The sequence below is a fragment of the Streptomyces sp. Edi4 genome (genome assembly GCF_040253615.1).
In the GTDB taxonomy this organism is placed as follows: domain Bacteria; phylum Actinomycetota; class Actinomycetes; order Streptomycetales; family Streptomycetaceae; genus Streptomyces.
Genome location: NZ_JBEJGY010000004.1, coordinates 5,295,383 through 5,317,873, shown reverse-complemented (window position 1 = coordinate 5,317,873; position 22,491 = coordinate 5,295,383). Strand labels below are relative to the sequence as shown.

General features: G+C 70.7%; 16 protein-coding genes. 9 read left to right on the top strand and 7 right to left on the bottom strand.

All coding sequences use genetic code 11. The features are described 5' to 3' along the window. Window positions 1-35: 35 nt before the first annotated feature. On the bottom strand, window positions 36-1,559 hold the full coding sequence (locus tag ABR738_RS26280) for a ricin-type beta-trefoil lectin domain protein (RefSeq protein ID WP_350232414.1): 1,524 nt from the start codon (window positions 1,557-1,559) through the stop codon (window positions 36-38). Between the two features lie 139 nt (window positions 1,560-1,698). On the opposite strand from ABR738_RS26280, the gene ABR738_RS26275 reads away from it, so the two are divergent. The 3 genes from ABR738_RS26275 (at window position 1,699) to ABR738_RS26265 (ending at window position 6,291) form a co-directional block, all read left to right on the top strand. Further along, entirely contained in the window at window positions 1,699-3,090 is a 1,392-nt protein-coding gene (locus ABR738_RS26275; protein ID WP_350232413.1) for a class II fumarate hydratase, read from the top strand. A 119-nt stretch (window positions 3,091-3,209) separates the two neighbouring features. Next, window positions 3,210-3,887 (top strand): cytidylyl-2-hydroxypropylphosphonate hydrolase, encoded by a 678-nt coding sequence (fomD, locus tag ABR738_RS26270; RefSeq protein WP_350232412.1) that lies wholly within the window; start codon window positions 3,210-3,212, stop codon window positions 3,885-3,887. 292 nt (window positions 3,888-4,179) lie between these two features. Further along, window positions 4,180-6,291, top strand: coding sequence for a SpoIIE family protein phosphatase (locus ABR738_RS26265; RefSeq protein ID WP_502964144.1), 2,112 nt, complete (start codon window positions 4,180-4,182; stop codon window positions 6,289-6,291). Between the two features lie 85 nt (window positions 6,292-6,376). Here ABR738_RS26265 and ABR738_RS26260 read toward each other — a convergent pair whose 3' ends face one another. After that, window positions 6,377-8,662, bottom strand: coding sequence for a transglycosylase domain-containing protein (locus ABR738_RS26260; RefSeq protein WP_350232411.1), 2,286 nt, complete (start codon window positions 8,660-8,662; stop codon window positions 6,377-6,379). Window positions 8,663-9,005: 343 nt separating this feature from the next. On the opposite strand from ABR738_RS26260, the gene ABR738_RS26255 reads away from it, so the two are divergent. The 3 genes from ABR738_RS26255 to ABR738_RS26245 are packed head-to-tail and all read left to right on the top strand — an operon-like array spanning window position 9,006 to window position 12,546. Beyond that, on the top strand, window positions 9,006-9,530 hold the full coding sequence (locus ABR738_RS26255) for a PadR family transcriptional regulator (protein ID WP_350232410.1): 525 nt from the start codon (window positions 9,006-9,008) through the stop codon (window positions 9,528-9,530). Then, window positions 9,527-10,219: an ABC transporter ATP-binding protein gene (locus tag ABR738_RS26250; protein WP_350232409.1), complete on the top strand. Its 693-nt coding sequence runs from the start codon at window positions 9,527-9,529 to the stop codon at window positions 10,217-10,219. Before ABR738_RS26255 ends, ABR738_RS26250 begins: the two co-directional genes overlap by 4 nt. After that, window positions 10,216-12,546 carry an FtsX-like permease family protein gene (locus ABR738_RS26245; RefSeq protein ID WP_350232408.1) on the top strand — a complete coding sequence of 777 codons (2,331 nt, stop codon included), beginning with the start codon at window positions 10,216-10,218 and terminating at the stop codon, window positions 12,544-12,546. The genes ABR738_RS26250 and ABR738_RS26245 overlap by 4 nt, the downstream gene beginning before the upstream one ends. A gap of 53 nt (window positions 12,547-12,599) precedes the next feature. On the opposite strand, the gene ABR738_RS26240 is transcribed toward ABR738_RS26245, so the two are convergent. Next, window positions 12,600-13,544 carry a LysR substrate-binding domain-containing protein gene (locus ABR738_RS26240; protein ID WP_350232407.1) on the bottom strand — a complete coding sequence of 315 codons (945 nt, stop codon included), beginning with the start codon at window positions 13,542-13,544 and terminating at the stop codon, window positions 12,600-12,602. A gap of 204 nt (window positions 13,545-13,748) precedes the next feature. Here ABR738_RS26240 and ABR738_RS26235 point away from each other — a divergent pair, with 204 nt between their 5' ends. Both ABR738_RS26235 and ABR738_RS26230 read left to right on the top strand, forming a co-directional pair. After that, entirely contained in the window at window positions 13,749-14,303 is a 555-nt protein-coding gene (locus tag ABR738_RS26235) for a peroxiredoxin (RefSeq protein WP_261712501.1), read from the top strand. Window positions 14,304-14,306: 3 nt separating this feature from the next. Then, the gene (locus ABR738_RS26230; protein WP_350232406.1) at window positions 14,307-14,840 is read left to right on the top strand and encodes an alkyl hydroperoxide reductase; all 534 of its coding nucleotides are present in this window, start codon (window positions 14,307-14,309) and stop codon (window positions 14,838-14,840) included. A 641-nt stretch (window positions 14,841-15,481) separates the two neighbouring features. On the opposite strand, the gene ABR738_RS26225 is transcribed toward ABR738_RS26230, so the two are convergent. The 4 genes from ABR738_RS26225 to ABR738_RS26210 all read right to left on the bottom strand — a co-directional run bounded on the left by ABR738_RS26225 (window position 15,482) and on the right by ABR738_RS26210 (window position 21,110). After that, complete coding sequence (locus ABR738_RS26225) at window positions 15,482-17,017, bottom strand: AI-2E family transporter (RefSeq protein WP_350232405.1); 1,536 nt, start codon at window positions 17,015-17,017, stop codon at window positions 15,482-15,484. 166 nt (window positions 17,018-17,183) lie between these two features. After that, on the bottom strand, window positions 17,184-17,894 hold the full coding sequence (locus ABR738_RS26220; protein WP_350232404.1) for an aggregation-promoting factor C-terminal-like domain-containing protein: 711 nt from the start codon (window positions 17,892-17,894) through the stop codon (window positions 17,184-17,186). Window positions 17,895-18,279: 385 nt separating this feature from the next. Next, a complete protein-coding gene (gene phoH2, locus ABR738_RS26215) occupies window positions 18,280-19,602 on the bottom strand; it encodes an RNA 5'-3' helicase PhoH2 (RefSeq protein ID WP_350232403.1) in 1,323 nt (440 codons plus the stop codon). A gap of 746 nt (window positions 19,603-20,348) precedes the next feature. Next, entirely contained in the window at window positions 20,349-21,110 is a 762-nt protein-coding gene (locus ABR738_RS26210) for an isoprenyl transferase (protein WP_350232402.1), read from the bottom strand. A 136-nt stretch (window positions 21,111-21,246) separates the two neighbouring features. On the opposite strand from ABR738_RS26210, the gene mgrA reads away from it, so the two are divergent. Further along, window positions 21,247-22,284, top strand: coding sequence for an L-glyceraldehyde 3-phosphate reductase (mgrA, locus tag ABR738_RS26205; RefSeq protein ID WP_350232401.1), 1,038 nt, complete (start codon window positions 21,247-21,249; stop codon window positions 22,282-22,284). Window positions 22,285-22,491 lie beyond the last annotated feature (207 nt).

Here is a 22,491-nt window from a genome sequence, read left to right as displayed (position 1 = left end):
CGGCCCGGGTGGGACGCGTCCGGGCCGCGTCCGGGTCAGGCGAAGCGCTGGCTCGCGGTGCCGTCACAGGGGCGCAGGGTGAGCGGGTCCTTGGCGGCGCCGAGGGTGGCGCACAGGCTGGTGGCCGCGGCCGGGCGCAGGGTGCCCGAGGCGCGCACCCACTCCTGGTTGGCCGCGCCCGAGCAGTTCCAGATGATCAGCTGGGCACCGGCGGTGTAGTTCGCCCCCGGCACGTCCAGGCAGCGGTCCTGGGTGAGCTGGGTGTGCACCGACTTGCGGCCGTCGTCGTACCACCAGCCCTGGTTGCGTCCGCCGTGGCAGTCCCAGCCGATGACGGCCGTGCCGTTGGCGCTGCTGGAGGCGGTGACGTCGGCGCAGCTCCCGGTGGCCTCGTTCTTCAGCGGCCGGTAGGCGTCGTCCCAGGCGAGCGGGTAGAGGGTGGGGCTGCCCGTGGAGGCGGGGTCGGCGCAACTGCCTTCCTTGGCGCCGGAGTTGTAGAGCTGGGTGAGACAGGAGGCGAAGGCGCCGTGACCCCGGTAGTTGGGGTGGAAGGACTGGCGCACGGAGTTGGCGTCCGGCAGGCCCGGCTTGGAGACGTCGATGTAGAGGCCCCTGGCCCAGGTGTCCTCCATGCAGACCTCGTGGCCGTTGAAGAGCCGCGAGTCGTCCAGGTAGGTCGCGCCGGTGGCCTCGGCGGCCTTGCGCATGCCGACCTCGAAGGCGGGCACCGCCGTGTCGCGGCCCCACACGGTGTCGGAGTCGTAGCCGAGGCCGCCGCAGACGAGCTTGCCGGGGAAGGACGGGTTGTCGTGGAAGTCGGGGCCGATGGGGCTCGGGTAGCCCATCACGACGAGCTTGTAGGAGCCGTCGGCGTACCCCGCGTCGCGCATCACGGTCTTGAGGTCACTCACGGTCGCCTCGACCTTGGGCACCAGCGCGTCGACCCGGGCCTGCCAGCCGGGCTGGTATTTGGACTGGCACGGGCCCTGGAGCAGCAGATAGCGCTCGACGCAGTCGGTCATGACCGGGCCGAACTGGAGATCGTCGTTGGCGCCCGCGACCAGGAGCACCATTTTGATCCGGGTGTTGCGGGCCTTGATGGCGAGGCTGTCGCTCTGCACGAGTTCGTCGGCGTACTGCTTGGTCCCGCCGATCCTGATGTTGCCGGTGTACGCGCCCGAGCAGGCCACGTTGTACGTCTCGTCGGCCGGGATGCCGGTGCGGTGGATCGCGGAGTCGGGCGAGCGGTGGCACCAGTTGTCGGGCCCGTTGGTGCCGGCCTCGTAGGTGCCGACGCCCTCGCCGGAGATCTCGCTGTCGCCGAGCGAGATCAGGCCCGTCCTGCGGTCGGCCATGGGCCGCTCGGCGGGATCGCCGTAGAGCTGGGTGGCCTCCGCCGCCCGGATCTTCTCCAGGTCGGGCGGGAGCGGGGTGGACTGGACGGCCGGCGCGGCGGCGGCCTGCGCGGTGGCCGCGCCCGCCGCCATGCCCCCGAACGCGGCCGCCACGGCCGCGGCGGCCGCGAGCGTGCGGCGAAGTCTGTGCCTGGTGCGCGTCATGACGCCTCCTGGTGGGCCTGCGGGGTACGAGGGTCGTCTCCCGGGAGAATGCGGCCCACCGGTATTTACTGGCCGGTAGGGCGTGTTGGGAATAGGTAGAACAAGACAAGTGCTCAACTTTTTCGGGAGGTTCATCACCATGAACGACAGCGAGTACCGGACCGAGCACGACTCGATGGGCGAGGTGCGGGTGCCCGCGCACGCCAAATGGCGGGCGCAGACACAGCGGGCGGTGGAGAACTTCCCCGTCTCGGGGCAACGTCTGGAGCGCGCCCACATCGAGGCGCTGGCCCGCGTCAAGGCGGCCGCCGCCAAGGTCAACGCCGAGCTCGGGGTGCTCGAGAAGGACATCGCGGGCGCCATCGAGGAGGCGGCGGGCGAGGTCGCCGAAGGCCGCTGGGACGAGCACTTCCCGGTCGACGTCTTCCAGACCGGATCCGGCACCTCGTCGAACATGAACATGAACGAGGTGGTGGCGACGCTCGCCACCGAGAAGCTGGGCCGCGACGTCCACCCCAACGACCATGTGAACGCCTCGCAGTCCTCCAACGACGTCTTCCCCTCCTCCATCCACATCGCCGCGACGGCCGCCGTCACCGCCGATCTGATCCCGGCCCTCGACCACTTGGCGGCCGCTCTCGAGCGCAAGTCGGCCGAGTTCGCGGACGTGGTCAAGTCGGGGCGTACGCATCTGATGGACGCCACCCCCGTCACCCTCGGCCAGGAGTTCGGCGGCTACGCGGCGCAGCTGCGGCACGGCGTGGAGCGGCTGCGCTCCGCCCTGCCCCGGCTGGCCGAACTGCCCCTGGGCGGCACGGCCGTGGGCACCGGCATCAACACCCCGCACGGCTTCTCGGCGGCCGTGATCGCCGAGGTCGCGCGCACCACCGGGCTCCCGCTCACCGAGGCGCGGGACCACTTCGAGGCGCAGGGCGCGCGCGACGGCCTGGTGGAGACCAGCGGGCAGCTGCGGACCGTCGCGGTGTCGCTCACGAAGATCTCCAACGACCTTCGCTGGATGGCGTCGGGCCCGCGCACAGGATTGGCCGAGATCAGTCTTCCCGACCTCCAGCCGGGCTCCTCGATCATGCCCGGAAAGGTCAATCCGGTCATTCCGGAGGCCGTCCTCATGGTCGCCGCCCAGGTGATCGGCAACGACGCGACAGTGGCGACGGCGGGCGCGGCCGGCAACTTCGAGCTCAACGTGATGCTGCCGGTGATGGCCAAGAACCTCCTGGAGTCGGTCCGGCTGCTCGCCAACGTCGCGCGGCTGCTCGCCGACCGCACGGTCGACGGGATCACCGCGCACGTGGAGCGGGCCCGCGAGTACGCCGAGTCCTCGCCGTCGGTCGTCACGCCGCTCAACAAGTACATCGGGTACGAGGAGGCCGCGAAGGTCGCCAAGAAGTCCCTGGCCGAGCGGAAGACCATCCGCGAGGTCGTCCTCGAATCCGGCTACGTCGAGCGCGGCGACCTGACGGTCCAGCAGCTCGACGAAGCCCTCGACGTGCTGCGCATGACCCGCCCCTGACGTGCCCTGACCCGCCTCTGACACATCCCTGACACGTCAGCGGCCACCCCGGCTCCCCGGCCGCCCCGTCGTGATCCCCCTCGCGGCGCGGTCTTGACCGCACTCCGTAATATCTGCACATGGCAGGCACAGGAGACGGCACCCCGCACTGGGCGCCGGGGGACCACATCCTCTGGCGCTATCTCGACCACGCTCCCGCGACGAAGGGGCGGGTCCACATCTGCCGCCCGGTCACGGTCGTCCAGGACACCGACGACCTGCTCGCGGTGTGGATGGCGCCGGGCACCCACTGCGTACGCCCGGTCCTCACCGACGGCCGCCCCATTCACCAGGAGCCGCTGGCCACCCGCTACACCGCCCCGCGCACCACCGAGCGCGCGCGGTGGTCGGGCAGCGGGGTGCTCAAGCTGGCGCGGCCGGGCGAGCCCTGGTCGGTGTGGCTGTTCTGGGAGCGGGGCTGGCGTTTCAAGAACTGGTACGTGAACCTGGAGGAGCCGCGTGCGCGGTGGTCGCGGGGCATCGACTCCACCGACCACTTCCTCGACATCGCCGTCCACCCGGACCGCAGTTGGCAGTGGCTGGACGAGGACGAGTTCGCGCAGGCCCAGCAGGCGGGGCTGATGGACGGCGGCCAGGCGCGGCGGGTCAGGGCGGCCGGGCGGTCCGCGGTCGAGGTGATCACCGCGTGGGGCAGCCCGTTCGCGGACGGCTGGGAGGCCTGGCGGCCGGATCCGCGCTGGCCCGTTCCCGCGCTCCCGGCGGACTGGGATCGCACTCCGGCGCACATGACGTCGTGAGACCCTTGATGCGCCCCCGGGGTTCAAACGTAGGATCGTCCTCCGCGGGTCGCGCGGGAGCCGGCAGCGCCAATCGGCCGTACCGGTGCAAGAATTGACCGTATGTCACCACAGGGGGGTGGAGCGTGCCCGGTGCCGACGCCGCCCGGACGAGGCCTCCCCCCCACCTCGAGGACTTGGGGGAGGGTATTTAGCGTGGTGCGACCGCAGCACGCATCCTTACCCTGTCGCTGCCACTGCCGCCGCTCGCGGCAGGGCGGATGTCTCATCCCGGACGGACGGAACCCGACGCGTGACGGAGCCCCAGCCCACCTCGCACGAGAGCCGGCACAAGGAACTCGGCCGGCCCACCGAGCAGCCCCTCCCTCACGCCCTTGAGGAGCAGGGGAGGCCTCATGCCGACGACACACCGCCCGCCGCGCGGGCGGGCGCGGAGCCGTCCGGCGGCCACGCCCACGCCGGCAACGGGCAGGACCCCGCGCGCGGCCCGGCCCGAAGCCCCTCCCGGCACACCTCGCCGGGCGCCCGCGCGGCCGGCCGGAGCGCCGGCGTGACCGCCTCCGTGCCGGGCCAGCCCGGGCGCGGCGGCCGGGACGCGGCGGCCGCGGCGGCCGTGCCCGGCGTGGGCGTGGCGCCCGAGGGCGACGGCCCCGGGACGCCGGCCGGCGACGACGGCGCCGAGGCGGTGGCCCGCCGCGAGGGCGACCGGCTGCGTTTCGTGGGCGCCGCCACCCGCAGGATCGCCCGCGGCATAGACCTCGACGAGATCGTGCTCGGCCTGTGCCGCGCCACCGTGCCGACGTTCTCCGACGCCATCCTGGTCCATCTGCGCGACCCGCTCCCGGTCGGCGACGAGCGCCCGGCCACCCCGTTCGTGCTGCGTCTTCGCCGCACCGACCGGTTGCGTTTAGTCGACGAGGCGCTGAGCGAGAGCGCGGAGGCCGAGGGCCTGACCGTGCTCGGCGGCCCCGGGCCCGACCTCACCCCCGCGTCCGAGCTGTGCGAGGTGCGCACCGGCGGCGAGCTGAACGAGGTCCTGCGCGGGGTGCGCCCGGTCTTCGCGGAGTCTCCCGCCGCCCGCGCGGCCCTGGCCGAACTGCTCGGCCCCGACCGCACCGTGCCCGGAGGGCGCCGGGCGATCCTCGCGCCGCTGCGCGGCCGGCGCCGGGTGATCGGCGCCGCCGTCTTCGTACGCGGCCCCGAGCGGCCCGCCTTCGAGGCCAACGACCTGCTCGTGGCGGCCCAGTTGGCCACGCACACCGCGCTCGGCATCGACAAGGCGGTGCTCTACGGGCGCGAGGCATACATCGCCGACGAGCTCCAGCGCACCATGCTGCCCGACAGCCTGCCCCAGCCGACCGGGGTGCGGCTCGCCTCGCGCTACCTCCCGGCGGCCGAGACGGCCCGGGTCGGCGGCGACTGGTACGACGCGATCCCGCTGCCCGGCAGCAGGGTCGCGCTCGTCGTCGGCGACGTCATGGGCCACTCGATGACGTCCGCCGCGATCATGGGCCAACTGCGCACCACCGCACAGACGTTGGCCGGTCTCGACCTGCCGCCCGCCGAGGTCCTGCACCACCTGGACGAGCAGGCCCAGCGGCTCGGCACCGACCGCATGGCGACCTGCCTGTACGCGGTGTACGACCCGGTCGCCCACCGCATCACCATCGCCAACGCCGGACACCCGCCGCCGGTGCTGCTCCACCTCGGGGGCCGTGCCGAGGTGCTGCGGGTGCCCTCGGGCGCCCCGATCGGGGTCGGCGGCGTCGACTTCGAGGCGGTCGAGCTGGACGCTCCGGCGGGCGCCACGCTGCTCCTGTACACCGACGGCCTGGTCGAGTCGCGCCTGCGCGACGTGTGGACCGGCATCGAGCAGCTGCGTGAACGGCTCGCCGCCACCGCCCAGTTGACCGGGCCCGACCACTCGCCGCCGCTCGAAGCGCTCTGCGACGACGTGCTCGACATGCTCGGCCCGGGCGATCGCGACGACGACATCGCGCTGCTCGCCGCCCGCTTCGACGGGATCGCGCCGAGCGATGTGGCGTACTGGTTCCTCGACCCCGAGGAGACCGCTCCCGGCCGTGCCAGGCGCCTGGCGCGCAGGGCGCTGGAGCGGTGGGGCCTGGAGGAGCTGACCGACTCCGTGGAGCTGCTGGTCAGCGAGGTCGTCACCAACGCGGTGCGCTACGCCGAGCGGCCGGTCACGCTGCGGCTGCTCAAGACCGACGTCCTGCGCTGCGAGGTCGGCGACGACTCGCCCCAGCTGCCCCGCCAGCGCCGGGCCCGCGAGACCGACGAGGGCGGGCGCGGCCTGTTCCTGGTCAACCGCCTGGCCCGGCGCTGGGGCGCCACCCGCCTCTCCGGCGGCAAGGTGGTCTGGTTCGAACTGCCCACCCGCCCCTGAGGGAAGGCCCCGGCCAGGACGGCACACACGACGACGGCCCCCGTCCCGGGATCCCGGGACGGGGGCCGTCGGCCGTCACAGCGGCTCAGTTGGGGTTGAACGGATCGTCCGGCAGGCTCGGTCCACCCGAGTTCGACGGCGTAGGCGGCGCCGACTTCGAGGGATGGTGCGAGGGCGACCCGCTCGGCGGGCTGCTCACCGACTTGGACGGGGTGGGACTCGTCGTCATCGACGGCGGGGCGCTCGGCGACTTGGAAGCCGGGGCGCTCGGCGTCTTCGAGGGAGTCGAGCTCGGCGACTTCGGCGGCGTGTAGGCGGGCTCGACGGCCGCGCCCTGATCGGTGTCCAGGTCGAACTTGGCGGTGCCGCCCTTGACCGCGTCGAAGGTGTACGCGGCCCATATGCGGGCCGGGATGGAGCCACCGTTGACACGGCCCGGCTCACCGGCGCCGTTGATCATCGTGACCTGACCGCCCTTGGGGACCGTCACGTTCTTGCCGTCGTCGTCCTTCACCACGCGCGGGTCCGCGGCCTCGCCCCACAGGCCGACCGAGGTGACCAGATCCGGGGTGTAGCCCGTGAACCAGGCCGACTTGTTGTTGTCGGACGTACCGGTCTTGCCCGCGACCTGCTTGTTGCCGCGGTTGTCGGCCTCGGCCACCGACTTCTGGGCCGTACCGTCGTCGACCACGCCGGTGAGCACCGAGGTGACGGCGTCGGCCGCCCCCCTGCTGATGATCTGGCTGCCGATGGGGTCGGGCTTGTTGTACTTGTGGTCCTTGTGCTCGGCCGACTTCACGATCGACGGCGTGACCTTCTTGCCGTGGTTGTCGAGCGTGGCGTAGACCGCGGCCATCTGGAGCGGGCTCGATCCGTAGGAGCCGAGCGTCATGGAGGGCACCGGGTTCTTGCCCTTCAGGGACTCCATCCCCATCTCCACAGCGGTGTCGCGGACCTTGGAGAGGTCGGCGTCGACGCCCATCTGCGCGAAGACGGAGTTGATCGACTTGTTCATCGCCACCTGGACGCTGACGGGTCCGTAGCTGACGTCGTCCTCGTTCGGCGGGTCGAAGGCGATCTTGCTGCCCTTGACGGGCCGCTTGCTGTCACCGTTGTAGACCGTGTTCGCCTTGATCGGCTTGCCGTCCTGCGTCTCGGCGCCCTCGTTGAGGGCCGCTGCGAGGATGACCGGCTTGAAGGTCGAGGCGGGCTGGTACGTGGTGTTCCGCGCGTTGTTGAGCATGTGGTGCATGTAGTCCTGGCCGCCGTAGAGGGCGACCACGGAACCGGTCTTCGGGTCGACCGACGCCGCGCCGGCCTGGAGGTCGGCGTCAACCTTGCGCTTCTTCGGGTCGAGCTTGCTGGTCAGCTTCTCCTTGACCGCGTTCTCCAGAAGCTTCTGCTTGGCGGGGTCGATGTTGAGCGTGATCGTCCAGCCGCCCCGCGCCAGCAGGTCCTCACCGATCCCGTTGGCGGCCATCTCGCTCTTGGCGGCGTCGACCAGGTAACCGGTCTGCCCCTCCATGCCGGGTGCGACCTTGGCGTCCATGGGCGGCTCGAACTTCAGGTTCTTGCGCTCGTCCGGCGTCAGCCACTTCTTCTCGACCATGTTGTCGAGCGCCTTGTTCCAGCGGCCCTCCACCAGCTGCTTGCCGACGGGCCCGGCCGTCTGCCAGTCGTACTGGCTGGGGGCCTGGAGCAGCGCCGCGAGGTAGGTGCCCTCCTCAAGCGTCAGCTTGGAGACGTCCTTGCCGTAGTACGCCTGCGCCGCCGCCTGGATGCCATAGGCGTTCCGGCCGTAGTAGCTGGTGTTCATGTACCCGGCGAGGATTTCGTTCTTGCTGTAGCGCTGGTCCACCTTGAGGGAGATCACGATCTCCTTCAGTTTGCGGGTGACCGTCTGCTCCTGCGTCAGGTAGTTGTTCTTGACGTACTGCTGGGTGATCGTCGAGCCGCCCTGGGCGCCCTTGCCCATCAGGGTCTTCAGGATGCCTCGGGTGGTGCCCTTGAAGTCGACGCCCTTGTCCTCGTAGAACGTCTTGTTCTCCAGCGCGACGAAGCTGTGCTGGATGGGCACGGGGACCTTGTCGAGGCCGACCGTCTCGCGGTTGACCGTTCCGGTGCGGGCGAGCACCTGGCCGTTGGAGAGCTTGAAGACGTTGCTCTCCATGTGGGCTTCGGCGTTGTCGCTGGGGATGGGCACCATCAGGTAGATGACGTAGAACGCGCCCATCGCGAGAAGGCAGAGCCCGAAGAACGTGCCGAGCATCTTCTTCCAGGTGAAGAACCGGCGTATGCCCTTCTTCTTCACCTTCTGTTTGGCTCGGCGCGTCCCGCCCTGCCGGGCGCGCCGCTCTTCCGCTCGGCCCATAACCTCAGTCGCTCGCCTTCATATGACTCACCAGACTCGCCAGATCAGCTCAGAAAACTAACACCGCACGTACGGACAAAGCGGATCCGATCACGTCTTTTCCGTACGTGAGAATCAGCACCTGCCCCATGGGAACCGACGAGCGAATCGTGCCAAGGGTTGCGAGTGATCTCGACACCGCCCCGATTTGCCCCCCAATGACCCGGTCGCGAGCCACTATTCACGCCGGGTATACACCGCAGGTATACCTAGTGCGTATAGTGCCTTCCATCAAGCGACGCCTTCCGCTGCGGGTGATCTCTTCGCCCATGGGCGGCGGCAGTTGAGAAGCGAGGCACACGCCATGTCCATCGGACACACCCTCCTCGGGCTCCTGGAGTCGGGCCCACGTCACGGGTACGACCTCAAGCGCGCCTTCGACGAGAAGTTCGGCCACGACCGTCCGCTGCACTACGGGCAGGTCTACTCGACGATGTCCCGGCTCCTGAAGAACGGCCTCGTCGAGGTCGACGGCGTCGAGGCCGGCGGCGGCCCCGAGCGCAAGCGGTACGCCATCACCGAGGCCGGCGTCACCGATGTCGAGACGTGGCTCAGGCAGCCCGAGAAACCCGAGCCCTACCTCCAGTCGACCCTCTACACCAAGGTCGTCCTCGCCCTGCTGACCGGCCGCGAGGCGGGCGACGTGCTGGACACCCAGCGCGCCGAGCACCTGCGCCTGATGCGCGTACTGACCGACCGCAAGCGCCACGGCGACCTCACCGACCAGCTGATCTGCGACCACGCCCTGTTCCATCTGGAAGCCGACCTGCGGTGGCTCGAACTGACCGCCGCCCGTCTCGGCCGGCTCGCCACGGAGGTACGCGCATGACGCCCGCCGGCTCCCTTCTCGTCGCCCAGGACCTGCACAAGGCCTACGGCCCCACGCCCGCCCTCGACGGCGCCGCCTTCTCCATCCACCCCGGCGAGGTCGTCGCGGTGATGGGCCCCTCCGGCTCCGGCAAGTCGACGCTGCTCCACTGTCTCGCCGGGATCGTCACCCCGGACTCCGGAAGGATCATGTACGACGGCCGCGAGCTGTCCGCCATGCCGGACGCCGAGCGCAGCGCCCTGCGCCGCACCGAGTTCGGCTTCGTCTTCCAATTCGGCCAGCTGGTACCGGAGTTGACCTGCGTGGAGAACGTGGCCCTGCCGCTGCGCCTGACCGGCGTCAAGCGCAAGGAGGCCGAGCGCAGGTCCCTGGAGTGGATGGAGCGCCTCGAGGTCGCCGACCTCGGGCACAAGCGTCCCGGCGAGGTGTCCGGCGGCCAGGGCCAGCGGGTGGCCGTGGCCCGCTCGCTGGTCACCAAGCCGCGCGTCGTCTTCGCCGACGAGCCCACCGGCGCACTCGACTCGCTCAACGGCGAGCGTGTCATGCAGCTGCTCACCGAGGCGGCCCGGTCCACCAACGCCGCGGTCGTCCTGGTCACCCACGAGGCACGGGTCGCGGCCTACTCGGACCGCGAGATCGTCGTCCGCGACGGCAAGTCCCGCGACATGATGCTGGAGCACTCCGTATGAGCCTGCTGCGCGACCTCGCGTTCGGCGCCCGGTTCGCCCTCACCGGCGGCCGTGAGGGCTGGACGCGCACGCTGCTCACGGCGGTCGGCGTGGGTCTCGGCGTCGCCCTGCTCCTTGGCACCACCGCGCTGCCCGGCGCGCTCACCGCCCGCCAGGCCCGCGACAACGCCCGCAACGACTACGGGGCCTCCACCAACGAGGGCCCCGGCCCGGGCACCCTCCTGATCGGGCGCGCCGACACCCAGTTCAAGGGCGCGGACGTACGGGGCAGGCTGCTCCAGGCGGAGGGCCCCAGGTCGCCGGTGCCGCCCGGCGTCTCCGCGCTTCCCGCGCCCGGCACCATGGTCGCCTCGCCCGCCCTGCGCGACCTGCTCGCCTCCCCCGAGGGCGAACTGCTGCGCCGGCGCATCCCGTACAAGGTGACCGCGACCATCGCCGACCGGGGTCTGATGGGCCCGCACGAGCTGGCCTACTACGCGGGCAGCGACATCCTCAAGAAGCGCGACGACGAGGTGAGCGATCGCGGCGAGGTGGTGCGGGTCAAGGGATTCGTCAACGCCGTCCAGGAGAAGCTGGACCCGGTCCTCGCGCTGCTCATCGTCATCATCTTCGTGGTGCTGCTCATGCCGGTCGGCGTGTTCATCGCGGCCGCCGTGCGCTTCGGCGGCGACCGGCGCGACCGCAGGCTCGCGGCGCTGCGCCTGGCGGGCGCCGACCGGCGCATGACCCGCTGGATGGCGGCGGGCGAGGCGCTGGCCGGAGCCGCGGTCGGCGTGGTCATCGGCGCCGTGTTCTTCCTGATCGGCCGCCAGTACGTGGGCGACGTCTCGGTGGCGGGGCTCAATGTCTTCCCCTCCGACATCGACCCGAGCCCGCTGCTCGCGGTGGGCGTGGTGCTCGCGGTGCCGGCGTCGGCGGTGGCGGTGACCCTGTTCGCGATGCGCTCGGTGGTCGTGGAACCCCTCGGCGTGGTGCGCACCACGGTGGCGCGCAGGCGGCGCGTGTGGTGGCGGGTGCTGCCACCGCTCGCGGGCGCGGGCCTGCTGCTGCCGATGATGGGCCGGGGCCGTGACAACGGCATGTTCAACCAGGCCCAGGTGATCGGCGGCACGGTGCTGCTGCTCATCGGCGTGACCGCGCTGCTGCCCTGGCTGGTGGAGGCGGTCGTACGCGGACTCGGCGGCGGCCCGGTCGGCTGGCAACTGGCCGTGCGCAGGCTCCAGTTGACGTCCGGTTCGGCGGCCCGCATGGTGAACGGCATCGCGGTCGCGGTGGCCGGGGCGATCGCCCTTCAGATGCTGTTCGGCGCCGTCGAGGGCGACTACGTGAAGGCCAATGGCGAGGACACGAGCCGGGCCCAGCTGGTGGTTCCGCTCGGTGACGCCTCGCCCGACGCCCAGTCCCGCGAGATCAGCGCCATCAAGAGCACCGAAGGCGTGACGGCCACGGTGGTGCTGGGTTCGCTGGACGGCGGCGACAAGGCGAAGGAGCCCCAGCACTTCACCCCGGTCACGGTCGCCACCTGCGCGGACCTGGGCCAGATCGCGACCCTGCCCTCGTGCCGGGACGGCGACGCGTTCCTCGCGACCGGCGGCGACTGGCAGCCCGAGGGACTTCCCGCGCCGGGCGGCACGCTCTACCTCGACCCGACCAACGGCGGCTCCACCACCAAGGGCGCGGAGGTCCGCTGGACCGTTCCGGCGAGCGCCCGCAAGGTCACGGCCCGCACCGACCCGGGCGGCCAGCGCCGCCCCGGCGTCCTGGTGACCCCGGGCGCGCTGCCGCACGGCGTCAAGCTCCCGGTCCACTCCACGGTGTACGTCTCCACCTCCCCCGGTGACGGCCTCGCCAAGGAGCGGGTGCTGACCCAGGCGGCCGAGGCCGACCCGCTCAGCTCGGCGCGCGCGCTGACCGGCACGCAGACCAACGCCCGGTTCGCGGGGGTGCGCCAGGGCCTGTACATCGGGGCCGCGGCGGTCCTGATGCTGATCGGCGCGAGCCTGCTCGTGTCGATGCTCGAGCAGCTGCGCGAACGCAAGAAGCTGCTGTCCGCGCTCGTGGCCTTCGGCACCCGGCGCACCACGCTCAGCCTCTCGGTCCTGTGGCAGAGCGCGGTGCCGGTGGCGCTCGGTCTCGCGCTGGCGGCGGCGGTCGGGCTCGGGCTCGGCTCGGTGCTGCTGCGGATGGTGGGCCGCCCGGTGACGATCGACTGGGTTCCGGCGGTGTCGATGGTGGGCATCGGCGCAGGCGTGGTGCTGCTCGTCACCGCCCTTTCGCTGCCGCCGCTGTGGCGCCTCATGCGCCCGGAGGGACTGCGCACGGAGTAGCCGCGAACGCTCGAACTCCCCTGGAAACCAAGGGAGTTCGAGCTCCGACGGCCCTACTTGGAGACCCGTACCGGAAGGTCGCGCAGCGCCCCGCGCAGGGCGGCGGCGAACTCCTCGAACTCGCCCTGGCGCGCGGCACCCGTCCGCATCGCCAGGGCGATCGTGCGAGAGGGGGCGGGCTCGGCGAAGTACCCCGTGACCAGGCGGTCGTTGCGCCTCGTCTCGATCTCGACGGCGGTGCGCGGCAGCAGCGTCACGCCGAGCCCGCCGGCCACGAGCTGCACCAGCGTGGAGAGCCCGGCCGCGGTCGTCGTCACCGGCGCCCCGTCGGTGCGCCCGGCCTCGCGGCAGATGTCGAGCGCCTGGTCCCGCAGGCAGTGCCCCTCGTCGAGGAGCAGCAGCCGCAGTTCACGCAGCGCCTCGCGCGGGATCTCGCTGCGTCCGCCGAGCCAGTGGTCGTGCGGGGTCACGAGTACGAAGTCCTCGTCGAACAAGGGGAGTTCGCTGACGCCGGGCACCCCGAGCGGCACGGCGAGCAGCAGCAGATCGAGCCGTCCCGCCGTGAGCCCTTCGAGCAGCGAGGAGGTCTGCTCCTCGTGGACCTGGAGGTCGAGGTCGGGGTAGCGCTCATGGACGAGCCGCAGCACGGCGGGCAGCAGATAGGGCGCCACGGTCGGGATGACGCCGAGCCTGAGCACCCCGGTGAACGGCGCCCGTACCGCCTCGGCCACCTCCATCAGCTCGCCGACCGCGTCCAGCACGGCCTTGGCCCGCGCCGCGAGCCGTTCGCCCGCAGGCGAGAGCAGCACCTTTCGGGTGGTGCGCTCCAGGAGCCGCACGCCGAGGGTGTCCTCCAGCGAGGAGACCGCGCCGGACAGGGCGGGCTGGCTCATCCCGATCGCGGCCGCCGCGTCACGGAAGTGCAGATGCTCCGCGACCGCCGCGAACGCGCGCAGCTGCGCCAGGCTGGGCTGCTTGCCCCGGCTGCTCAGAGCCACGACCGGCCACCTCGCCCACTCGGCCCCATGGACCCACGCTCCTCTTTACTCAGGCGCACTGATAGGCACCTCCGATCAGGCTGACCCAGTCTAGCTATTTCCCTGATCAATGCCTCCTGTGCCAGGATCGGTAATCCGTCCAACCCCCCAGGAAGCTTCCGAATCCGCTCGAATCGGTACTTCCTCGATTTGCTAGGAGAGCGCGTGCTCACTGTTGGTGACCAGTTCCCCACGTACGACCTGACTGCCTGTGTGTCGCTGGAGAGCGGCCAGGAGTTCCAGCAGATCGACCACAAGACCTACGAGGGCAAGTGGCGCGTGGTCTTCGCGTGGCCCAAGGACTTCACCTTCGTCTGCCCCACCGAGATCGCCGCGTTCGGCAAGCTGAACGACGAGTTCGCCGACCGTGACGCGCAGGTCCTCGGCTTCTCCGGTGACTCCGAGTTCGTGCACCACGCCTGGCGCAAGGACCACCCGGACCTGACCGACCTGCCCTTCCCGATGCTGGCCGACTCCAAGCACGAGCTCATGCGTGACCTCGGCATCGAGGGCGAGGACGGCTTCGCGCAGCGCGCCGTCTTCATCGTCGACCCGAACAACGAGATCCAGTTCACGATGGTGACCGCCGGTTCCGTGGGCCGTAACCCCAAGGAGGTCCTGCGGGTCCTCGACGCCCTCCAGACCGACGAGCTGTGCCCGTGCAACTGGACCAAGGGCGAGAACACCCTCGACCCGGTCGCGCTCCTGGCCGGTGAGTGATCCATGTCCCTCGACGCGCTGAAGTCCGCCGTCCCGGACTACGCCAAGGACCTGAAGCTGAACCTCGGCTCGGTCATCGGCAACTCCGAGCTGCCGGCCCAGCAGCTGTGGGGCACGGTGCTCGCCACCGCCATAGCCTCGCGCAGCCCGATCGTGCTGCGTGAGCTGGAGCCGGAGGCCAAGGCCAACCTGTCGCCCGAGGCGTACTCGGCCGCCAAGTCGGCTGCCGCCGTCATGGCGATGAACAACGTCTTCTACCGCACCCGCCACCTGCTCTCCGACCCGGAGTACGGCACGCTGCGGGCCGGTCTGCGGATGAACGTCATCGGCAACCCGGGCGTGGAGAAGGTCGACTTCGAACTGTGGTCGCTCGCCGTCTCCGCAGTGAACGGCTGCGGCCAGTGCCTGGACTCGCACGAGCAGGTCCTGCGCAAGGCCGGCGTCGACCGCGAGACGATCCAGGAGGCCTTCAAGATCGCCGCGGTGATCCAGGCCGTGGGCGTCACGCTGGACTCCGAGGCCGCGCTCGCGGCGTAACCCCTCCGGGGGCCGCGGGTAACTCACCCGGGCCGGGCCCTACGCTTTCGCCCCGTCGTTATGCGGCGGGGCGAAGTGCTGCCCAGGGGGCTGGTGCGGGCGCGGGCGCGGGGTTTGCCGACGAGTCAGGTGTCGGTGCGGATGCTCGCGGCGCTGGAGAGGGCTGGACCCGAATGGCCAGCAGTCCATCTTGCGAACGGGGCGGGTTCCACTGCGTGCTGGTGATGCCGTTCGGGCAGGTCACGTGCTGGTTGTCCCAGTAAATCGTGGCGGGCGTCCTGCCGGTGGGCAACCTCGCCGCGGGCGTGCGGGACGGTCACGGACTTCAGTGATCCGCACCGGAGGCAGTGTCCGGTGTCCGAAGCGCCAAAGGGGCGTCATCGGTCCAGATCATCTTCAACAGCCGCATGCCGTCGGTGCCGATCCGGCGCCCCACCTCGACCCGTCCGGCCTGGGCCTTGGGGAAGCGGGCGTCCTCGACCCGGTCCGTCGCCGGGTGGATCGTCGGCTTCGTGTCCGGCGTGGGGGCACCGTCGAGAACGTACCCTCCGGGGCCTGGGGCGGGCTCTTCGGATCGCGGGCGGAGGCATTCGGAGGCGTCGTTCGATATCGGCGGGGCCCTTTCGCTGCCCGCCCCGGGGTTACTCGGGCTTTCCGGCGGGTGGGCCGGGTGGCGCGTCGGGGGGCGGGGTCTCGTCGTGCGTCGACGCTTCGGGGGCCGCCTCGGATGGCTTCTCCTCGTGCGTCGGCGCGGACGCACCGTGGCCGGGCGGCGTGGCGTCGGGCGGCGTTCCGTCCGGGCCTGGCTCCTCGGGGGACGTCGTCGCGCCCTCCGGGTGCGCGGCGCGCATCGCGTTGTCGCGGGCGTACTGGCGCAGATAGCCGACCACCGTGTTGGTGACGGCAACCAGCGGGACCGCGACGACGGCGCCGCCGATGCCGGCCACCAGACCGCCGGCGGCCACCGAGAGGACCACCGCGAGCGGGTGCACCCGCACCGCGCGGCCCAGGATGAACGGCTGGAGCACGTGCCCCTCGATCTGCTGCACCGCGAGCACCACGATCAGCACCATCAGGGCGTTGAAGACGCCGTGGGTGACCAGGGCGACCACGACCGCGAGCGCACCCGAGACGACCGCGCCCACCAGCGGGATGAAGGCGAACAGGAAGATGAACACGGCGAGCGGCACTGCCATGGGCACGCCGAGGAAGTAGATCCCGACGCCGATGCAGATCGCGTCGATCAGAGCCACTATCACCGTGCCGCGCACATACGCCGTGAGCGTGCGCCAGGCCTTGGGGCCCGCGCCCGCCACCCCCGGCCGGGCCGCCGCCGGCACCAGCTTGAGCACCCACTGCCAGATCTTCGGGCCGTCGTAGAGCAGGAACAGCGTCGAGAACATCGCGAGCAGTATGCCGGTGAGCACTTCGACCAGGACGGTCACGCCCTGGAGCCCGGCCGTGGTGATCTCGTTGGTGTTGGCGCCGATGGTGTCGCTGAGGTTCTTGGCGATCTGGTTGATCTGGTCCTCGGTGACATGGAACGGGCTGTTCAGGGCCCAGCTCTTCAGCTCCTCGATGCCGCCCTGCACCTTGTGGGACAGGTCGTCGAGGTTGTCCATGACCTGCCACACCACGAACCAGCCGACGAGCCCCATGATGACGAACCCGGAGATCGCGGTGACCGCGGTGGCGAGCCCGCGCGGCAGTCCCCTGCGCTTGAGCCGGGCGACGGTCGGCTGGAGCAGCGCGGTGATCAGCAGAGCCGCGACGAACGCGAGGACCACCAGGCTGACCGCGCTGATGATCTGCGTCAGTACGTAGATGGCCCCGGCCAGCACGAGCAGCCGCCAGCCGACCTCGGCCGCGACCCGCATGCTCCACGGCACCGCGTGCACCGGATCGGGCCGGGCCGCCACGGCCGGCGCGTACGTGGGCGGCGGCGGTACGTGGTCGGGGGCGTGATCCTGCGAAGCGTCCGCCGGCGCCCGGGACTTGGCCGCTGCGGCTTCCCGTACGGCCCGTGCCGGGGCCGCCTTCGGCGCGTGGGCCGCGACCGGGACGGAGACCTCCTCATCGGCCCCGGCCTCCGTCTCGGCCCGGCGCTCCTCAAGGCGCTCTCCCCACCGGGTCAGGCCGGCGCCAAGCCGTGCGAGCAAACCGGGCACTGTCGACATGATCCCGCCGTTCCCTTTTCCCCCGGCGCCGGTTCTCCCCGGCGCCTCCCCCGTGCTGTCCGAAGCCGACCGTACACGGGCGAAGCCCCGCACCGAAGGACGGTGCGGGGCTCCACGAGGTCGAGTGGGCCCTGGAGGTTTCCGTCGGGCCGCCCAACCGGCCGGACTAGTACCAGCTGTGGGACTGCCAGTACGACCAGGCGCCGCAGGGGCTGCCGTAGCGCTCGTTCATGTAGTTCAGGCCCCACTTGATCTGGGTGGCCGGGTTGGTCTGCCAGTCGGAGCCCACCGAGGCCATCTTGTTGCCGGGCAGCGCCTGGACGAGACCGTAGGCGCCGGAACCGGCGTTGGTGGCCTGGTAGTTCCAGCTCGACTCGTTGTTCACGATGTGGCTGAAGCACTGGAACTGGCCGGAGGGGACGATCTGGCGGGCGATCGCCTGGATCTCGGAGACCGAGTAGGAGCTCTTGACCGCGAAGTCGGTCCGGCTCGCCGAGCGGCTGGCCGCCTGCGTCTCCAGATCGCGGGCCTTGGCCTCCTCGTCGGCCTTGTCCTGCTTCTCCTTGTCCGCGGCGTCCTTCTTGGCCTTGGCGTCCTGAGCGGCCTGGACGCGCGCGGCCTCCTCGGCGGACTTCTTCGCCGTGGCGCTGGCCTGCGCGGCCTGCGCGTCCGCCTGCTGCGTCAGAGAAGCGGTCTGCACCTGGGCCTGCTGACCGGCGGGGAGGTCCGCGAGGAGCGTCGTGCCGGCCGCGGTTGCCTCGAAGTTGTCGTTCGAAGCGGCGGCGGGACTGCCCGCGGCAACGCCGACTACGGCGCCAACGGTGGTGACCGCAGTGGCAGATGCCACCGCGAATCCCCGGACCGAGATCCGGCTCACACGGTTTCCTTCCAGCGGCGTCCGCACGGGTGACCTCGCGGACGCGATCGTGCCCCTGGCTCTCTCCTCCCAACTGCTGGGTCACGGGAGGAACTGACCCGATGGGCAACTTCCTCGCGGGAAGCGCCGCGTGATGCGCGGGCGGCATACGGCTCGGCTATTGAGTTGCGTGGGTACCGGGGTACCCGGGATACAGGGGTGCCGTATGCGGGGCCTGACGGATCCAAGACTCTGCCGGAAGGCAACGCCGCGAAGCAATTCTCCGTTGCGTGGGAAACGTCACACCACGTTCGGCGCCCCTGATTTCACCAACCTGACGCAGAAAAAGGCGCCGCCCGGCTAAGCTGCTGCGCTCGCCGGACGGCGCCAACTGGCGCGTACTGCCTCAGAGCTGAACATCCTCCAGCATTTCGGTCACCAGGGCGGCGATCTGCGAGCGCTCGGACCGGGTGAGGGTGACGTGGGCGAACAGCGGGTGTCCCTTCAGCTTCTCGACCACCGCGACGACGCCGTCGTACCGGCCGACCCTCAAGTTGTCGCGCTGGGCCACGTCATGAGTGAGCACCACGCGGGAATTGGCCCCAATCCGGGACAGAACGGTCAGCAGGACGTTCCGTTCCAGCGACTGCGCCTCGTCCACGATCACAAAGGCGTCGTGCAGGGAGCGGCCCCGGATGTGGGTGAGTGGCAGGACTTCGAGCATGCCGCGCGAGGTGACCTCCTCGATGACCTCACGGCTCGTCACGGCGGACAGCGTGTCGAAGACGGCCTGCGCCCAGGGGCCCATCTTCTCGGCCTCCGAGCCGGGCAGATAGCCGAGCTCCTGCCCGCCCACCGCGTACAGCGGCCGGAAGACCATCACCTTCTTGTGCTGTCTGCGCTCAAGGACGGCTTCGAGGCCCGCGCAGAGTGCGAGCGCCGACTTGCCCGTGCCGGCCCTGCCGCCCATCGAGATGATCCCGATGTCGGGGTCGAGGAGCAGATCGAGCGCGATGCGCTGCTCGGCGCTGCGGCCGTGGATGCCGAAGGCCTCGCGATCGCCCCGTACCAGCTTCACGTTCCCGTCCGGCGTGACCCGTCCGAGCGCCTTGCCGCGCTCGGAGAGCAGCACGAGCCCGGTGTGGACGGGGAGCCCGGCCGCCTCCGGGACGTACAGCGTCTCCTCCTCGAACAGGAGGTCGACCTGTTCGCCGCTGAGCGGCAGTTCGGCCATGCCGTTCCAGCCGGAGTCGGTGATGGCCAGTTCCGCCCGGTACTCCTCGGCGAGCAGACCCACCGACGACGCCTTGATCCGCAGCGGCAGGTCCTTGGACACGACGGTGACGTCGTAGCCCTCCGCCTGGAGGTTGCGTGCGACGGCGAGGATCCGGGAGTCGTTGTCCCCCAACCTGTAGCCGGCGGGCAGTACGCCGGGATCGGAATGGTTCAACTCGACGCGGAGGGTCCCACCGAGGTCTCCCATCGGGATGGGGGCGTCGAGGCGTCCGTAGCGGACCCGGAAGTCGTCAAGCAGGCGCAGCGCCTGCCGGGCGAAGTAACCGAGCTCGGGATGGTGCCTCTTGGCCTCCAGCTCCGTGACCACGACGATGGGGAGCACCACTTCGTGCTCCTCGAACCGGGTCATCGCGTTGGGATCGGCCAGCAGGACGCTGGTGTCAAGTACGTAGGTGCGCCGGTCGGGCATGCGGCGCTTTGTGCTGGTCACCACGGAAGGACGTACCCCCTCGTAAGAGGCGCATGAGATCGGGGTGCGACGGCGTCGCGGAAACGGGGACCGGGCTTCGGCCGCGCTGCGCGGGCCGAGCTCCGGCCCTCCACGTCGCCCGCGTGCGGTGCGCGGTCGTCCTGGTGCAAAGGGCCTCCCGGGCGGGTGGCGTTGTTCGCCGCCCACTGAGATCCGACGGCCGTGGACCGGACGTCGACCTGGGGTGGTTATGCCCTCGAACAAGCGAAGCCATGCCCCGTCATATGCCCAGAGTTCCCACCGGACCCAGCCCCGCCCGGCCGGGGGCAACCTGCCTGGGAGCGCGGGGAACTGCGCGACCAGCCACGCACGGACCGCACGCATAGGCCGACCCCTTGGGGCTCCGCCCCAAACCCCGGTCGCGCTGAAGGCGCTCGTCCTCAATCGCCGGACAGGCTGGGGTATGCCAATGCGGGCCAGCACGGACCCTGCCGGGGGCAAACGCCGGATCGGCTGAGGTTGCCCATGCCGGCCAGCACAGACCCTGACAGGGGCGCGGGGAACTGCGCGATCAACCGACCACGGGCCCGCACCCAAAAGCCGACCCTTGGGGCTCCGCCCCAAACCCCGTTCGCGCCTAAAGGGCGCTCGTCCTCAAGTGCCGGACAGGCTGAGGTTGCCCATGCGGGCCAGCACAGACCCTGCCGGGGGCGCGGGGAACTGCGCGGGCGGCGTTCACCCACCAGCACTCAACACACAGCGGCCAGCGCTCAGGTGCCGTACCTGCGATGCCGCGCCGCGTAATCCCGCAGCGCCCGCAGGAAGTCGACCTTGCGGAAGGCCGGCCAGAACACTTCGCAGAAGTAGTACTCGGAGTGCGCGGACTGCCAGAGCATGAACCCGGACAGCCGCTGCTCGCCGCTCGTGCGGATCACGAGGTCGGGATCCGGCTGCCCCCGCGTGTACAGGTGCTCCGAGATGTGCTCGACGTCGACGATCTCCGCAAGCTCCTCGAAGGACGTCCCCTTCGTCGCGTGCTCGAGCAGGAGCGATCGGACCGCGTCCGCGATCTCCTGGCGGCCGCCGTAGCCGACGGCGACATTGACCAGTATCCCGTCGATGTCGTGCGTGGCCTGCTCGGCCTCCTTGAGCACGGACTGGGTGTGCCCGGGCAGCAGATCCGCGTTGCCCACGTGATGCACCCGCCAGCGCCCGTCCGCCGCCAAGTCCCGCACCGCGTCCTCGATGATGCCGAGCAGCGGGATCAACTGGTCCTCGGGGCGGTCCAGGTTGTCGGTGGAGAGCAGCCAGAGGGTGACGACCTCGACATCCGTCTCGGCACACCAGCCGAGCAGTTCCTGGATCTTGCTGGCTCCGGCCTGGTGGCCCTGCTCGGGGCTGCGGGCCGACGCCTTGGCCCAGCGCCGGTTGCCGTCCAGGATGACGCCGATGTGCTTGGGCACCTGGTCGTGGTCGAGGCGGCCTTCCACCCGGCGCGCATAGAGCCTGTAGACCAGGTCGCGCAAACTCACCGATTTCACCCTCTCGTTGCCTTCCGGGGGCCCGCCGCCGCCCCGCACACCGGCCGCCCCAGACAAAGCACAGTACTGCGCAGGGGTCATGGCGGCCCAACTCGGTCTGTCACAAGTCCGTGATAAGCAGGGAAACGTGACTGAATCCCTCCGCTTCCTCGCCGACCCCCACCGTTACGACTCCATGGAGTACCGCCGCACCGGCCGCAGCGGCCTCAAGCTCCCCGCCGTCTCGCTCGGCCTGTGGCACAACTTCGGCGACGACCGGGCCCTTGAGTCCCAGCGCGCGATCCTGCGCCGCGCCTTCGACCTGGGCGTCACCCACTTCGACCTGGCCAACAACTACGGCCCGCCGGCCGGCTCCGCCGAGCTGAACTTCGGCAAGATTTTCGGCCAGGACTTCGCCCCGTACCGCGACGAACTCGTCATCTCCACCAAGGCCGGCTATCTGATGCACCCCGGCCCCTACGGCGAGTGGGGTTCGCGCAAGTACCTGATGTCGTCCCTCGACGCCTCCCTCAAGCGGATGGGCCTGGACTACGTCGACATCTTCTACTCGCACCGCTTCGACCCCCACACCCCGCTGGAGGAGACGATGGGCGCGCTCGCCTCCGCCGTCCAGCAGGGCAAGGCGCTGTACGTGGGCGTCTCCTCGTACAACAGCGAGCAGACCGGGCAGGCGGCGCGGCTGCTGCGCGAGATGGGCGTGCCGGCCCTGATCCACCAGCCGTCGTACTCGATGATCAACCGCTGGACGGAGCAGGACCGCCTGCTCGACACCCTGGAGGCGGCCGGCATGGGCTGCATCTCCTTCGCGCCGCTGGCCCAGGGGCTGCTCACCGACAAGTACCTCAAGGGCATTCCGGAGGGCTCCCGCGCCAGCCAGGGCAAGTCCCTCGACCCGGGTCTGCTCTCGGACGACGTGGTACGCCGGCTGCGCGGCCTGAACGACATCGCCTCGCGTCGCGGCCAGTCCCTCGCGCAGCTGGCGCTGACCTGGGTGCTGCGCGACCCGCGCATGACGTCGGCGCTCATCGGCGCGTCCAGCGTGCGCCAGCTGGAGCAGAACGTGGCGGCGCTCGGCGGACCGGCGCTCACCGAAGGGGAGTTGAAGGAGATCGACACCTTCGCCGTGGACACCGAGGGCACCAACATCTGGGCCGGACGGAGCTGACGGCACCCAGCTCCCGGAGGTCCCGCCGGGCGGCCGGAAGAAAAAACGGGCCGGTCCGTGGGGGGGGGATACGGACCGGCCCGAGGGGGGGTTTCCACCATAACCCTTCGTAAGTGCTGCTGTGTGCCACGGCGCCTCGGAACTACGCTCCGAAACCGGTCCAGTACGCCTTTCCAGTCCCCCGCAGGGGTGACCCCGCCCCGGGGT

Coding starts and splice junctions, on each gene's coding strand:
- ABR738_RS26280 (WP_350232414.1), bottom strand. CDS start 1,559: ATGACGCGCACCAGGCACAGACTTCGCCGCACGCTCGCGGCCGCCGCG.
- ABR738_RS26275 (WP_350232413.1), top strand. CDS start 1,699: ATGAACGACAGCGAGTACCGGACCGAGCACGACTCGATGGGCGAGGTG.
- fomD (WP_350232412.1), top strand. CDS start 3,210: ATGGCAGGCACAGGAGACGGCACCCCGCACTGGGCGCCGGGGGACCAC.
- ABR738_RS26260 (WP_350232411.1), bottom strand. CDS start 8,662: ATGGGCCGAGCGGAAGAGCGGCGCGCCCGGCAGGGCGGGACGCGCCGA.
- ABR738_RS26255 (WP_350232410.1), top strand. CDS start 9,006: ATGTCCATCGGACACACCCTCCTCGGGCTCCTGGAGTCGGGCCCACGT.
- ABR738_RS26250 (WP_350232409.1), top strand. CDS start 9,527: ATGACGCCCGCCGGCTCCCTTCTCGTCGCCCAGGACCTGCACAAGGCC.
- ABR738_RS26245 (WP_350232408.1), top strand. CDS start 10,216: ATGAGCCTGCTGCGCGACCTCGCGTTCGGCGCCCGGTTCGCCCTCACC.
- ABR738_RS26230 (WP_350232406.1), top strand. CDS start 14,307: ATGTCCCTCGACGCGCTGAAGTCCGCCGTCCCGGACTACGCCAAGGAC.
- ABR738_RS26225 (WP_350232405.1), bottom strand. CDS start 17,017: ATGTCGACAGTGCCCGGTTTGCTCGCACGGCTTGGCGCCGGCCTGACC.